Here is a 14,151-nt window from a genome sequence, read left to right as displayed (position 1 = left end):
ACCTGCATGACCATGACTACTCACTAAAACAATTCTACCTTAGGATTAACACATGACAGCCTCAAGAAATTAACCGGCTGCGTAAAAACTGATCTTCTTTTTGCAACACTGTGGAGATTACACCATCACTGTTGCTGAATTTATTGCTCCGAAATGTAATGAAAACAGGTCTCACCCTCCACCCTGCATGATGGTGATGCCTCCTTCAATCCGACTGACGACAGCCATCGCTGCATCGCCCGGCGACTGGGATAAATCGGTCGCGAGGTCGAGAATTCGCCGCGCGGTACAAGGAGGCGCTTTCCCATAGTCATGTAATTAAGTGTATTCACCACGGTGATAACATAAGCCTTTGCCTGACCCATGCCGCGCAGAAGGTCCGGTAGGTTTTCTTGGCAATATACACCAAGCGTTCCCCCAATGATGATCAATTCACCTCCTGGCCGCAGGACACGCTTGATCTCACTCAGAGCAGGGTGAATATCAAAATATTGATGCGTCGAAACGCACAGAACCAAATCTGCGTGGTCGTCGGCGAACGGTATTTGCTCTGCCTGACCATCATGAACTGTGGCTATTGGCAGACCTTCGCGTTCCGAGAAAATCGCACCCATCTGGCGATAGGCCGCAACCGGTTCGATCCCGAATGCCCCAGCGCCAACAGCCGACAGAGACAACAGGTTGGCACCCATCCCCGAGCCAATCTCCATCACGTTGCGATCGCGAAAGTATTCTGCCGTCAAATGTGGCGCGAACCCCTCAAAGGGTAAGGCCTTGTTCCGATCCAGCCAGAACGCATACTCGCGACATGAATCCGATGCCAAACGGCCCATAGTCGTCAAGCTACCTGACGATGCATCAAGCCACTCAAGTTCCTCGGCAACGCGAACTGCATCAGACAGCTCTGAATCCGGTTCGGCCATCAGGCTTTTCTGCAGCATGAGCTGGATCAGCTTATCTGAGTCCTTACCCAACAACTGGGCCCGAATGCGGTGCAAATGATCATCGGACCACATCATCAGGCTTCTACCTCCTGGCTTACCACGCCGCGTTTCCGGATTGGATCTGACGTCACTCTCAGTAGCCGTAGGTATAGGGCTTTTCCAGATAGCGGCACTTGTTCAGCACCACACCCAGAAGATTGCTTTTTTCGCGAATCTCATGTTCGCATTTCTTCATCTCTTCGACCGTAGAAGTCTCAGCTGCTGCGACCAGTAGCACACAATCGATCTGGTCCAAAAAGGCGTTTGTGTCATCGCATGTCAGCAGAGGTGCCGTATCAAAGATCATGACATCCGGATTATAGCGCGCCTCGAGCCCGTCAATCACCCGCGCCGCATCCTTGCCTTGCAGCAGTTCAGATGGGTCCTGCGCAGGGCTACGATTGGTGGCGAAGGCCAGCTTGTTCTTATAGCAGAACATATGCTCTTCAGGATCTGACGTACCTGCCAAGGCCAGAGCAAAAGCATGTTTCTCAGGCAGATTAAGCATCTTTTCAATGGACGGTCTGCGCAGATCGAGATCGATCAACATTGTTCGCATATCGCGCTGTCGGGCCAACCCGAATGCCAGATTGAGGCTCAATGTTGACTTACCGCAAGCGCTGCCAGGTGAGGTGATCGCAACGCGACGCCAACCGTTTTTGCGCATTTCATGAAGCAGTTTGGTTCTCATGCCGTCGAATACACTGGAATCATCGCCCGGCTGATCCGTGACGACGCGGGCGCGTCTCAAGGCTTTGGCACTGAATTCCTGCCGGGGCAAATCGGCCCAAGCCTTGTCGGTATCCTTGACAGGGTTGGGTTCGGCAATCTCGCTTTGGGGAACCGCGACATTCACGGGCTCGGCGGTTGCGACATCAGACAACGTCTTTTCGCGCGCCGCCCTGGCTTTTTGAATTGCGGATTGAATGCGTTCCATAATAAATACCTTTTCAGCCGTTGCCGGACTGTTCGGATGCTGCACCGATGCCCAATTTGTCAGTTACAATCGATATGATCTGATCCAGCGGCTCATAGTCTATCTGCATCAGGTAGATCAGCAGACAACCCCCAATAACAGGCACCAGAACGGTCACCGCGATCACACCTTTACGCATCGCGACCTGTTCGTTTGTCTTGATATATGGAACTGAACCAAAGACGGGTCCGCCGAGCTTTGCCTCCAACTCCTTTGGCCGTCGTATCGTGTTGTTGAGCACTTCCAGCAGAAGGAACAATGCGGCAGCCGAGCCGATACCGGCCACCAGCCCCAGGAAGGCGATCAGTTTGCGGTTCGGGTCAGCCGGATGCAATGGGATCGTAGCCAATTCGGTTACAGTTATGCGCTGCCCCTGCGACTGGGCTTCAATCTGGTCGCCTGTTCTGGCCTCGGCAAGGCTGGCTGTAGCCTGAGCGTATTGATCCCGCAGGTTGTCATAGTCACGTTCAAGCGTTCCAAGTGTAATCGCGTTTCTTGGTGTCGCTTCGATCGAAACCGCCAGTTTTTCGATATCTTGTTCATTGATGGCGCGTTCTTGTTCGATAAACGCAATTTGCCCGTCGATATCCGAAAGCTGCAATTCGAACGCCGTAATGTTTGGAGCCGTCTCAGTCCCAAGTCCCAGCTGAATATTGGCTGCTTCTAATGCGGCAATCTGGGCATCAAGAGATTTGATCCGAGGATGGTCATCCGAATAAATGGTACGTGCCGAAGCCCGCTGATCCTGAAGCTGCCGCAACTGACGCTGCTCGGGAGTCAAACTTTCACCCAGTATATCCGGACGGCCCGTGCGCTCATAGACCTCAACCAAACGCGCCCTGCGATCTCTGAGGCCCGACAATTCCCGATCCAGCTGAAGCACGCGCGCTTGAAGCGATGATTGACGGTTACGTCGATATTCCAGATTTTCCGGCAAGGCGTCCTTGTGGGTTTCCTGATACTCGAGAATGCGCGCGCCCTGCTCGCCCAACTCCTTATCCAATCGCGCGACTTCGCTCACAAAAAACGCCAGCGTCTGACTGGTTGCACTGGTACGCATCTCGATGTTCTGCTCAAGAATCTGGTCGACCAGCTCATTGGTGACGACCGCAGAAATCTCACCGGTTGGCGCAGCGAAGGAAACCCGAACAAAGGAAGCACGATTGTTGAAATCGAACAGAGGAAGATCAATGGTGATGCGTTCGATCATGTCGGCGACGATTACATCATCTGGCAGGTCGGGTTGATCAGCGTGGACTCCGAATTTGTCCGACAATTCCAGCAATTTCGAACGCGTCAGGAGACGCTGCTGGATCACTTCAAGGATTTCAATTCCGCTCGCCTGAACGGTAGAGGAAGCGAGCTCACCGGGGATTTGCGGCGATTCAACAACCAGGCGCGCCTGTGCGCGATAAACCGGCGGCAAGGTGAACGCCAGCACGAGACCAGCGACCGTGCAGCCAATCACTATCAAAGCCAGATAGTGAAAGCGCCGAAAGAAAAGCGACAAATAAAACCGAAACTCACTCATCATAGCTGAAAGTCGCCTGTTTGCTCTGGTTGGCGCGCTGCGAAAAAGGCACCGTCATCCAGAACCTTCTGCACAGTGTGCCCAATGATACTCTTGTTGCCGCGTGTGAACGCGTAAACCATCGATAGATCGCACAATTGGTTGACCAGCCGCGGGACGCCTCCGGTGGCTTCATGTACCAGATCAGTGGCCGCCCGGCTGAACAGATTGCGCTTGGCACCCGCTATCGCCAGCCGATGCCCAACATATTTTCGAACCGTTTTGGAATCCATCGCCGTCAAATGAAAGCTCGAAGCCACCCGCTGGGCAAACTGACGCATCTCGGGACGTCGGATCATATCCAGAAGTTCCGGCTGCCCAACCAGAACCAATTGCAACAACTCATCTTTGTTCGAGTTGATATTGGTGAACATTCGAAGCTCTTCCAGCGACTCGACACTCAAATTCTGAGCCTCGTCGAAAATCAGGATCACACGGCGCCCGCTTGCGTACTGATCAATCAGATAGGCCTGAAAAGCCGCGAAGAGGTCGACATACGTACCCCCGGCAGGCGCAGGTTGGTCCAGTGACATAAGAACCCAACGCAAAAGCTCACCCCGGTCACCATGCGCATTGGAAATCAATCCGATCTTGACGTCATCACCCACCGACTTGAGTAGATGGTGCACAAGCGTCGTTTTGCCCGAGCCTACCTCGCCCGTAATCAGGGTTATCGGCGCGCGAGTCAAAATTCCGTATTCCAGCATGGTAAACGCACGTTGATGAGACGCAGACCAGAACATGAACTCGGGATCAGGCACGAGCGAAAACGGCCGCTCGGTCAACCCGAAGTGGTCCGTGTAAATATCCAATGAGCTGCCGGTCGTATGATTACCGGACGTATGGCCAGTACGTATGTTCAACGTGATCACTCTTTCACTTACGGCGTAGACACAAACTAAAACACCGCTTGCACCATGTTACACCAAAAAACGGCGAGTTTGAGGCATCTTCTTCCAGATTCGCTATCTCGTTGCTATGTTCTAAGTCACAATAACTCGGCCTAATGATTGGCCTCGGTGATTACGCTGCTGAAATAAAGTTAGAAGCCGCAATTCCACTTCCTTGGATGAAGCGGACTAAACCCTGGTCATGGTCATATTTTGAACACTCAATACGTAACACTATTTAGCGGCGCATTCGAGTTCGCCAGCACGCTCTCCCATACCGAGTCCACTAATGATACACAACTGGCCCCACGATTGTTCAAGAATCGCAAGATCATCAAAAAAATGCCAGATTGATATTTTAAGGGTAGTTTCGAGCAAAAAAATTGCTAAGCGAGTTGAAATCTATTCGTACAGTAGTGTTCAGGTTATATTAGGTTCAATATGTTAACGCGATACAAGCAAGGGCTCTTCAGTGAGGGTCTGAATGCGCGAGCATTGCGCAGTTCTTTGTGGACGTTATTTTCATTCGGAGGCACTCAGGCAGTTCGGCTTGCGTCGAACCTGATCCTGACACGCCTACTTTTCCCCGAAGCTTTCGGCATAATGGCACTGATTGTCGCAGTGATGATTGGTCTATCCATGGTGTCGGACGCGGGGATCAGCCCTTCAATCCAACAAAATAAGCGCGGCGACGACCCGGATTTTCTGAATACAGCTTGGACTATGCAGGTCGCTCGCGGTGCGATTTTGTGGCTGGCAAGCTGCGCGCTCGCCTACCCACTAGCAAAGTTTTACAATGAACCCGCGCTCGCACTGATGCTACCGGTCGCGGGACTCTCATTGTTAATCGATGGGCTTAAACCCACGACCGTGGAAACCGCAGGTCGCCACCTGATGATCGGTCGGGTCATGCTGCTGGACTTCCTCGGCCAGACCATCGGCGTTATCGTAATGGTTGTTCTGGCGCTGGTGTTCCAGTCAATCTGGGTTCTTGTCGTCGGCATAATCGTCGCCAGCGCCTCTAAGGTCACACTTTATACCCTATTCCTTGTCGGCGAGCGCAATCATTTCCGCTGGGAAAATCAATCGGTTAGCGAGCTCTTTCACTTTGGAAAATGGATCTATGTGAGTACGATTGCTGGTTTCATCGCCACTCAGGGTGATCGTATCATTCTCGGGAAGTTTCTGACCATCGAAATGCTCGGTCTGTACAGTATCGGCTTCTTCATCGCCAGCTTCCCGTTTCTTCTGGGAGACGCGATACTGGGGCGTATTTTGATCCCACTGTACCGCGAAAAGCCGCCATCAGAATCAGCCCAAAACTTTCGCGAGCTGCGAAAAATGCGCTTCTTGGTCACTGGCGCGCTCCTAAGCATAACTCTGATCCTCGCTATGCTGGCACCGATCATCGTTTCGTTTCTATATGACCCCCGGTACTCCCATGCTGGCGGTATCGCCACGCTTATTGCGGTCGCAATGACTCCACTCGTGATTCTTCAGACCTATGACCGGGTAGCTCTGGCAGCTGGCGATTCCCGTGGTTTCTGCCTGTATGTCGTCGCAAGATCGACCACACAGATCACGTTCTTTCTTGTCGGCGTAAGCCAGTTTGGAATTATCGGCGCGTTGGCGGGACAATTTATCGCCAATATTGCCGTTTCTCCGATGTTGGCCCTGCTGGCGCGACGGCACAAAGCATGGGACCCACTACATGACGTGGTCTTTGGCGTTATCGGGATTGGCCTTGGCCTATGCGCCGTCTGGCAGAACGCAGACGCGATAGCCAAGCTTCTCTGAAAACCTAGATCGTTGGGTTGAGCTCGCGACGCTCTTTTTTCCGCGTTGCCATGAAGGGTTTTTCGGCAGTCGAAAACATCAGCGCAGAAAACCCTATGGGCAGAACGGCAGCCAGCGCCAGAAACGGCGAGCTTCCGAATGTGCCGGTCTGGTTATAGGCGAGCGCTTCATGCAATGTCGTCTTGACTCAATGCAGGTCGCGAAACATGTCGCCATCAGCAGGTTTTTAAGCGGGGCACTCACCAAAAAGGCCTCGACAATCTGTGGTCAATTGGAAAACTGTTTCCTATATAGGCACCTGCTGGTTGACAGATTGGGAAAGCTTGAAGAAACCGCCGGATTGGCCATATTTCAGGCTATTTCGTTCGCTAAGCTGGGATTATTGGTTCAGCTTCAGATCTGGGAAGGGCTAACTGATCGGAAACCACCGCAAGTTCCGTGATACTGTTCATAGATATCCAGGCAACAAGTGCATTATGCGGTACAGGAATTAATACGTTCAAAGGTTACTCGGTTAAGGTTATGGACGGTTCAAAAGTGAATAACTCAGCCAGAGATGGTGATATCGCGATCGTTGGCATGGCGGCGCATTTGCCCGGTGCCGACTCGATTGAAACATTCTGGTCCAATCTGCGGGGCGGCATTGAATCGATACAGCGCCTGAGCGCGGAAGACCTTTTGGCCTCGGGCGAGGCACCTCATCTTCTGAAACGGCCCGACTATGTGCCTTTTGCCGCACCGCTCGACGGGTTCGATCGGTTTGATGCAGAATTCTTTGGCCTCTCACCCAAGGAAGCGGCCATCATGGACCCGCAACACCGGCAGCTGCTGGAATGCGCATGGGAAGCTTTGGAGAACGCAGGCCACCCGCCCGAGACCTTTCCCGGACCCATCGGTGTGTTCGCGGGCTGCGGAATGGGCAGCTATTTCTATTTCAACGTCTGCTCAAACCCGGATCTGGTCGATGATGTGGGTATGTTCCTGTTGCGCCATACCGGCAATGACAAGGATTTCCTGTCCACCCGTGTCAGTCATGTGCTGGACCTGAAGGGGCCCAGCGTCAATGTGCAGACCGCATGCTCAACCTCGTTGGTTGCGGCGCATTATGCCGTGCAGGCGCTGATGACCGGCGAATGCGATATGGCGCTGGCGGGCGGTGTCACCATAGAACTGCCTCAGAACCGAGGATACATCTATAAAGAGGGCGAGGTGCTGTCGCCCGACGGCCAATGCCATGCATTCGATCACCGTGCGCAGGGAACCGTCTTTGGTTCGGGCGCTGGTGTCGTCGTGCTGCGCAGATTGGCGGATGCGCTGGAGGACGGGGACCATATCTGGGCCGTCATCCGCGGTACGGCGATCAACAATGACGGGGCCGCCAAGGCTGGTTATCTCGCACCCTCGGTCGACGGCCAATCCGCCGCGATTTCCGAGGCCCATATGATGGCGGACGTGACCGCCGACACGATCGACTATGTCGAGTGCCATGGCACGGGCACCTATCTGGGCGACCCGATCGAAGTGGCGGCGCTGACCAAAGCGTTCTCGGAAACCACGCAGGAAACCGGGTTCTGCCGTCTGGGGTCGGTGAAGACCAATATCGGCCACCTCGATACAGCCGCCGGTGTGGCCAGCCTGATCAAGGCGTCACTGTCGTTGCATCACCGTCAGTTGCCGCCCAGCCTTGGTTATGAAAAGCCCAACCCGGCAATTGATTTTGAAACCAGCCCCTTCCGCGTCAACGACACGCTGACTGACTGGGTGCCGCAGAAAGGCCCGCGCCGGGCCGGTGTGAACTCGTTGGGTGTTGGGGGCACCAACGCGCATGCGATCTTACAGGAGGCACCGGTACGGCAGGAGTCTGATCCTTCGGACTGGCCGTTCCAGTTGCTGACCGTCTCGGCCCGCAGCAAGAAGGCGCTGGATCAGGGGGCCGAAGCGCTGGCTGCGCATTTGCGCGCGAACCCCGGTCAAAACCTCGCAGATGTGGCTTGGACCCTGAAACAGGGTCGGCGCGCGTTTGAAAAACGCCGGGTTGTGGTGGCTGAAACGCACGAACAAGCCGCAGCGATTCTGGAAGAAAACGACCCGCGTCGCGTGTTCACTCATACGGTGATCTCGGACAACCCCGACCATGTATTCATGTTCCCCGGCGGCGGGGCGCAATACGCGGGCATGGCGCGCGATCTCTATGAGACCGAACCGGTCTTTGCCGACTGGATGGACAAGGGTCTGGATATCCTTCAGCCCAAGCTTGACTACGACATCCGCGCCATCTGGCTGCCCGAGCCGGATCAGATGGCCGAGGCGGATGAGCGGTTGAAGACCCCTTCGGTGCAACTGCCACTGATCATGATCACCGAATACGCGCTTGCGCAGCTTTGGATGTCATGGGGCGTGGAACCGGCGGCCCTTGTGGGTCATTCGATGGGAGAGAACACGGCGGCCTGTGTCGCAGGCGTGATGTCGTTTGAGGATTGCATCGGGCTGGTCCATCTGCGCGGCAAGCTGTTCGATACGGTGCCTGCGGGCGGGATGCTCAGCGTGCCGCTGCCAGCGGATGAGCTGCGCCCGCTGCTAGGGGATGACCTTGATCTGGGTGCGGTGAATGCGCCGGGCCTGACAGTCGCCACCGGCCCACAAGCCGCACTGGATGACCTGCAGCAGAGACTGGCGAAACAGGATGTCGACTGTCAGCGCATCCCGATCGATATCGCCGCCCATTCGCGGATGCTGGAACCGATCCTGAAGGATTTCGGTGATTATCTGCGGTCGATCAAGCTCAACGCACCACAGATTCCCTTCCCTTCGAACCGCAGCGGCACCTGGATCACCGAAACCGAGGCTACCGATCCCGAATACTGGGTCGGTCACTTGCGCGGCACCGTCCATTTTGCTGATTGCATCGGCACTCTGGCTGAAAACCCTGAGCGTATCTTTATCGAGGTTGGCCCTGGCAAAGCGCTGGCCTCTCTAACAGGACAGCATGACAAGGTTGACGCCAATCAAGTGATCGGCAGCCTGCGCCACCCGGATGATAGCGTCGCTGATGACGCCTATTTCATGGCGATGCTGGGCCGTGTCTGGGCGCTTGGCGGAACGTTTGATTGGGCACAAATCTGGGGCGAGGCACGGCGCAACCGGGTGCCGCTGCCGACCTATCGGTTCCAGCGCTCTCCCTATTTCATCGAGCCGGGCAAGGTGCAGTCTGACAGCGCGCAAAAATGGCTGATGCGGACCGAAAACCCCGAAGACTGGGGCTATCGCGTGGCATGGTCGCCCAAATATGCCGAATGTGATGTGGATGTCTCGGGCGATCTGTCGGATAGCACACAGGAAAACTGGCTGATCTTCGCGGATGAGGCCGGGCTGTGCGGCGGGTTGGCCGAACGCCTGCGCAAAGCCGGACATACGGTGACCCTCGTCACCGCCGGCGATGCGTTTGCACGCATTGATGCTGATACCTATCGACTTGCCCCCGAACGCGGGCGCGAAGGGTATCAGGCGCTGCTTGCCGATCTGGCAGCTAATGACCGCGTTCCCGACCGGATCGTGCACGGCTGGCTGCTGACACAGGACGAGAGCTTCCGTCCCGGCAGCAGCTTCTTCCATCGCAATCTTGAGCAGGGCTTTTTCAGCCTGTTCTTCCTTGCGCAGGCCATCGGGGAAGAGGACCTCTCGGGCCCGATGCATATCAGCATCCTAAGCTCTGGCGCGTTTCAGGTCCGGGACGAAGGCCTGCCCCATCCCGAAAAGGCCACGCTGACTGGCCCTGCCCGCGTGATCCCCCGCGAATATCCGGGTATCACCTGCGGGGTTTTGGACATCGACCTGCCGCAGCAAAACGGCAAACGCAAAGCTCCTGCCCCGTCGCCCGAACTGGCCGATCAGGTACTCGAAGACCTGCTGGCCACTCCCGGAAATTGGACGGCTGCCCTGCGCGGCGGCAAGCGGATGGAGCAGCAATACCGTACTCAAACCCTGCCCGATCCGATGCCTCAGGATCTGCCACTGCGCGATGGCGGCACCTATCTGATCACCGGCGGTTTTGGCGGCATTGGTCTGACGCTGGCCGAGTCACTCATCAATCGCTGCAAGGCAAATATCGTTCTGGTCTCGCGCGGCGCTCTACCGCCCCGTGACCAGTGGCCCCGCATCCTGCAAAACAGCGCGCCACAAGATGGCACAGCCCGCCGTATCCGCGCGATTGAGGCGTTGGAGGCTGCTGGCGGCAAAGTCCTGTCGATCAGCGCCGATGTCTCGAATGTCGAAGATATGCGTGCAGCAATCGATCAGGTGACAGCCGAGTTTGGCCAGATCAATGGCGTCATCCACGCAGCCGGTCTGATCGACGACGCCCCCATCATGACCAAGTCCATGATGGAGATCGAAGACGTCTTTACCCCAAAACTCCACGGCACGCAGGTCATAGACCAGTTGTTCCCTGATGGCACACTTGACTGGTTGGTGCTGTTCTCCTCGACCTCGACAGCGACTGCCTCGATTGGTCAGGTCGATTACGTGGCGGCGAATGAATACCTTAACGCTTACGCCCGCGCGCGCGCCGGGGACAAAACGCAAGTGCTGGCGATCAACTGGGGCATCTGGTCCGATGTCGGCATGGCTGCCGACGCGATGGAGGCGCGCACGGGCGGCACCCCACCCCCGACCGAGCCTGCTTCTGTTCCGATGCTGGATGAGGCCACATTCGATCCCTCGGGCAACCGGCTCTTCACCGCGACCTATTCTGCCAAAGACCGCTGGTTCTTGAACGATCACCGTACCAAGGCAGGTGACGCGCTGATCCCCGGCACCGGCTATCTTGAACTGGCGGCCGAGGCGATGGACGCGCAGGGTGAGATCACTCCGTTTGAGATCAGGGATCTGTACTTCCTGCGCCCGCTCGCGGTTTCCGATAGCAAAGATCAGCAGGTTAAGCTGCGCCTGCCGCGCAGTGATGTTGGTTATGATCTGGTCGTCGAAAGCGCTGCCGAAGGTGACGGCTTTGAAATGAACGCGCAGGCCAGCCTGTCTCTGCTGCCGCTACCCACGCCCGATCCTATCGATATCGCCGCGATTGCCGCGCGCTGCTCCGATCCGCGGCAAGCGCCCGAAGGTGGGCGCCTGCGGTCCAGCCAAGAGGCGCATCTGGCCTTTGGTCCGCGTTGGCGTGTTTTGACCTCGACCGCGCTTGGACAGAGTGAGGGGATTGCACATCTGGCCCTGACGGATGATCTGCGCAGCGATCTTGATACAGGGTATCGCCTGCATCCCGGCCTGATGGATCTGGCAACCGGTTGGGCCATGGCGCTGATCGAAGGCTATGAGCCGACCCACCTGTGGGTGCCTGTTTCATACCGATCAGTCCGTGTTCACCGACCCTTGCCTGCGGAAATCGTCAGTTGGGTGCGCAATGCGGGCGATAACCGGGCTGATGGTGAAACCGCCAGTTTCGACGTCACGATCACTGCCCCAGACGGCACCGTCTGCGTTGAGGTCGAGGGCTTTTCGATCCGCCGCATGGAAGAGGCCGCCGGTTTTGCTGCGTCCGAGGCTCCGACCGCGCAGACAAGCGAATTGGACACTCCGGCCCCGCTGTCGCCAGCCGAGGAACGTCTGCGCCACAACCTGTCGCAGGGTATTCTGGCCAGCGAAGGGGCCGATCTGTTCTTCCGGGCGCTGGCAGCAAAGCAATCGCAGGTCATCCTGTCCTCGCTTGATCTGAATGGCCTTGTGGCGCAGGCGGGTGAAAGCAATGCCGATGCCGCCGGGTCGGAACAGAAGTTTGAACGGCCCGAGCTAGACTCGGATTACGTGGCCCCTGAAAATGATATCGAAATCCGGCTGGCCGGCTTCTGGCAGGAACTGCTGGGCGTCGATCAGATCGGGGTCGAAGACAGTTTCTTCGATCTTGGCGGCCATTCTTTGATCGCCGTGCGTCTCTTCGCGCAAATCCGCAAAACCTACAACGTGGATTTCCCGATCTCGGTCCTCTTCGAAGCTCCGACAATCCGCAAATGTGCGGAACTGATCGCCGCACGCGGTGTTCCGACCGAAGGAGGTGGTGGCGAAGCACCAGCGGCTGCCCCGGCCACTCCGGAACGGAGGTTCACTCATCTTGTGCCGATGCACACCGGCGAGGGCGGACCAAAGACGCCGTTCTTCCTTGTCGCAGGTATGTTCGGCAACGTGCTGAACCTGCGTCACCTGGCGCATCTGATCGGCACCGACCGGCCCTTCTATGGTCTACAGGCGCGTGGACTGTTCGGGGATGAAGACCCCCATCGCGACCTGTGCGAGGCCGCGCGTGATTATATTGCCGAGATGCGGCAGGTTCAGCCAAAAGGACCGTACATGCTGGGCGGCTTCTCGGGCGGTGGCATCACAGCCTATGAGATCGCGCAGCAATTGACCGCGGCGGGCGAAGAAGTCAGCGCGCTGGTAATGCTCGACACCCCGCTGCCGGTGCGGCCCTCAATCAGCAAACGCGACCGGATCATGATCCAGCTTCTGGAACTGCGCGAACGCGGCCCAAGCTACCCTGTTGAATGGGCCAAGAACCGCATCGCGTGGGAGATGGAGAAACGCAAATCTGATGAAGAACCGGAAGCCGAAGGCCAGCAATTCCACAACGCTGCCATAGAAGAGGCGTTTCTGGAAAGCGTTGGCTCTTATCCGCTGAAACCGTGGTCCGGCCCGCTAACCTTATTCCGTCCACCGCTGGTGGCGAAATGGAAGGTGGCCCCGGATCGCCTGATCAACCACGAACGCGACTACATCACCCCGGACAATGACTGGACCCCATGGGCTCCGAAAATCGAGGTGTTCGAGGTGCCCGGAGACCATGACTCGATGGTACTGGAACCAAATGTACGCGTTCTGGCCTCACGTATGAAACGATGCCTGGATGAGGCGGAGAGAAAATGTCTGACCCCAGCCTCCTGACCGTTCTGCTGAATTACAAAACCGCGGAAATGACCCTGCGCGCGGCCGAAGCCGTGCGTACCGCGATGGAAGGTATCAAGGGTGAGATCATTATCGTCGACAACGACTCGCAGGATGGGTCTTACGAGACGATTCTGACCCATGTGACTGAACAAGGCTGGGACAAGGACGGGCAGGTTCGGGTGATCCAATCCGGCCATAATGGCGGCTTCGGTGCTGGCAACAATGTGGGCATCCGCGCTGGGCTAAGCGACGGATCGCGGCCCGATTATTGCTATATCGTCAACTCGGATGCCTTCCCTGCGCCGGATGCAATCCGCATCCTGCTGAGCCATCTTGAAACCACGCCCGAGGCCGGGCTCGCGGGCAGCTATATCTACGGCGACGATGGAGAGCCGCATCTGACCAGCTTCCGCTTTCCTTCGATCGCCAGCGAGTTTGAGGGCTCGATCAATTTCGGGCCCGTCAGCAAGCTGCTGGGCCACAGGGCCGTTCCCATCCCGATCCCGACGGAAACGCAGCCTGTGGACTGGCTGGCCGGGGCCAGCCTGATGATGCGTGACAGCGTGTTGGCCAAGATCGGACTGTTTGACGAAACCTTCTTTCTTTATTTTGAGGAAACCGACCTTTGCCGTCGGGCCGCCCTTGCCGGGTATCGCACCGATTATGTGCGCAACAGTGAGGTCATGCATATCGGCTCGGCCTCGACGGGTATGAAAACGTGGAGGCGCGTGCCCGGATACTGGTACGATTCAAGGCTGCACTATTTTGTCAAAAACCACGGCGCGCTTTACGCGGCTGGTGCCACTCTGGCCCATCTTGCAGGTGGGTTCCTGCATTGGCTACGGTGCCTGATCACCCGCAAGGAACGCGGCGTTTCACCCTATTTTCTGCTGACCCTACTCTGGCATGATACACGTGCGCTATTTCGCGCGGCGCTGGGCCGTAACAGGAAGGTCGGCGCCCCAGAACCTGTTGTTGGAGAGTAAT

8 protein-coding genes are annotated in these 14,151 nt (G+C 56.7%); 3 read left to right on the top strand and 5 right to left on the bottom strand.

Annotation, left to right across the window (positions count from 1 at the left end; all coding sequences use genetic code 11):
• Positions 1 to 140: 140 nt before the first annotated feature.
• Genes ACR0NF_RS15845 through ACR0NF_RS15830 form a run of 4 tightly spaced genes read right to left on the bottom strand, consistent with a single transcriptional unit; the run spans position 141 to position 4,392 of the window.
• A complete protein-coding gene (locus tag ACR0NF_RS15845; protein WP_480472325.1) occupies positions 141 to 1,019 on the bottom strand; it encodes a class I SAM-dependent methyltransferase in 879 nt (292 codons plus the stop codon).
• Positions 1,020 to 1,077: 58 nt separating this feature from the next.
• A complete protein-coding gene (locus tag ACR0NF_RS15840; RefSeq protein WP_480472324.1) occupies positions 1,078 to 1,920 on the bottom strand; it encodes a CpsD/CapB family tyrosine-protein kinase in 843 nt (280 codons plus the stop codon).
• 13 nt (positions 1,921 to 1,933) lie between these two features.
• Positions 1,934 to 3,493, bottom strand: coding sequence for a GumC family protein (locus tag ACR0NF_RS15835; protein WP_480667464.1), 1,560 nt, complete (start codon positions 3,491 to 3,493; stop codon positions 1,934 to 1,936).
• Positions 3,490 to 4,392 (bottom strand): ExeA family protein, encoded by a 903-nt coding sequence (locus tag ACR0NF_RS15830; protein ID WP_480472322.1) that lies wholly within the window; start codon positions 4,390 to 4,392, stop codon positions 3,490 to 3,492. The genes ACR0NF_RS15835 and ACR0NF_RS15830 overlap by 4 nt, the downstream gene beginning before the upstream one ends.
• Positions 4,393 to 4,860: 468 nt before the next feature.
• Here ACR0NF_RS15830 and ACR0NF_RS15825 point away from each other — a divergent pair, with 468 nt between their 5' ends.
• Positions 4,861 to 6,216: an oligosaccharide flippase family protein gene (locus ACR0NF_RS15825; RefSeq protein ID WP_480778563.1), complete on the top strand. Its 1,356-nt coding sequence runs from the start codon at positions 4,861 to 4,863 to the stop codon at positions 6,214 to 6,216.
• Positions 6,217 to 6,220: 4 nt separating this feature from the next.
• On the opposite strand, the gene ACR0NF_RS15820 is transcribed toward ACR0NF_RS15825, so the two are convergent.
• The gene (locus ACR0NF_RS15820; RefSeq protein ID WP_480667465.1) at positions 6,221 to 6,391 is read right to left on the bottom strand and encodes a hypothetical protein; all 171 of its coding nucleotides are present in this window, start codon (positions 6,389 to 6,391) and stop codon (positions 6,221 to 6,223) included.
• A gap of 347 nt (positions 6,392 to 6,738) precedes the next feature.
• Between ACR0NF_RS15820 and ACR0NF_RS15815 the strand changes: the two genes are divergently transcribed.
• Positions 6,739 to 13,161 (top strand): type I polyketide synthase, encoded by a 6,423-nt coding sequence (locus ACR0NF_RS15815; protein WP_480778562.1) that lies wholly within the window; start codon positions 6,739 to 6,741, stop codon positions 13,159 to 13,161.
• Positions 13,140 to 14,150, top strand: coding sequence for a glycosyltransferase family 2 protein (locus ACR0NF_RS15810; RefSeq protein ID WP_480472319.1), 1,011 nt, complete (start codon positions 13,140 to 13,142; stop codon positions 14,148 to 14,150). Before ACR0NF_RS15815 ends, ACR0NF_RS15810 begins: the two co-directional genes overlap by 22 nt.
• The last annotated feature ends 1 nt before the right edge of the window (position 14,151 follow it).

It is taken from the genome of Ruegeria sp. CF4, assembly GCF_056537345.1.
The sequence above is the reverse complement of the archived record's forward strand: the minus strand, read 5'-3'. Positions and strand labels throughout refer to the sequence as shown.

What these genes read in the sequence shown, in the direction of transcription:
- ACR0NF_RS15845 (WP_480472325.1), bottom strand. Translation starts at nt 1,019, where the DNA reads ATGATGTGGTCCGATGATCATTTGCACCGCATTCGGGCCCAGTTGTTG.
- ACR0NF_RS15840 (WP_480472324.1), bottom strand. Translation starts at nt 1,920, where the DNA reads ATGGAACGCATTCAATCCGCAATTCAAAAAGCCAGGGCGGCGCGCGAA.
- ACR0NF_RS15835 (WP_480667464.1), bottom strand. Translation starts at nt 3,493, where the DNA reads ATGATGAGTGAGTTTCGGTTTTATTTGTCGCTTTTCTTTCGGCGCTTT.
- ACR0NF_RS15825 (WP_480778563.1), top strand. Translation starts at nt 4,861, where the DNA reads ATGTTAACGCGATACAAGCAAGGGCTCTTCAGTGAGGGTCTGAATGCG.
- ACR0NF_RS15815 (WP_480778562.1), top strand. Translation starts at nt 6,739, where the DNA reads ATGGACGGTTCAAAAGTGAATAACTCAGCCAGAGATGGTGATATCGCG.
- ACR0NF_RS15810 (WP_480472319.1), top strand. Translation starts at nt 13,140, where the DNA reads ATGTCTGACCCCAGCCTCCTGACCGTTCTGCTGAATTACAAAACCGCG.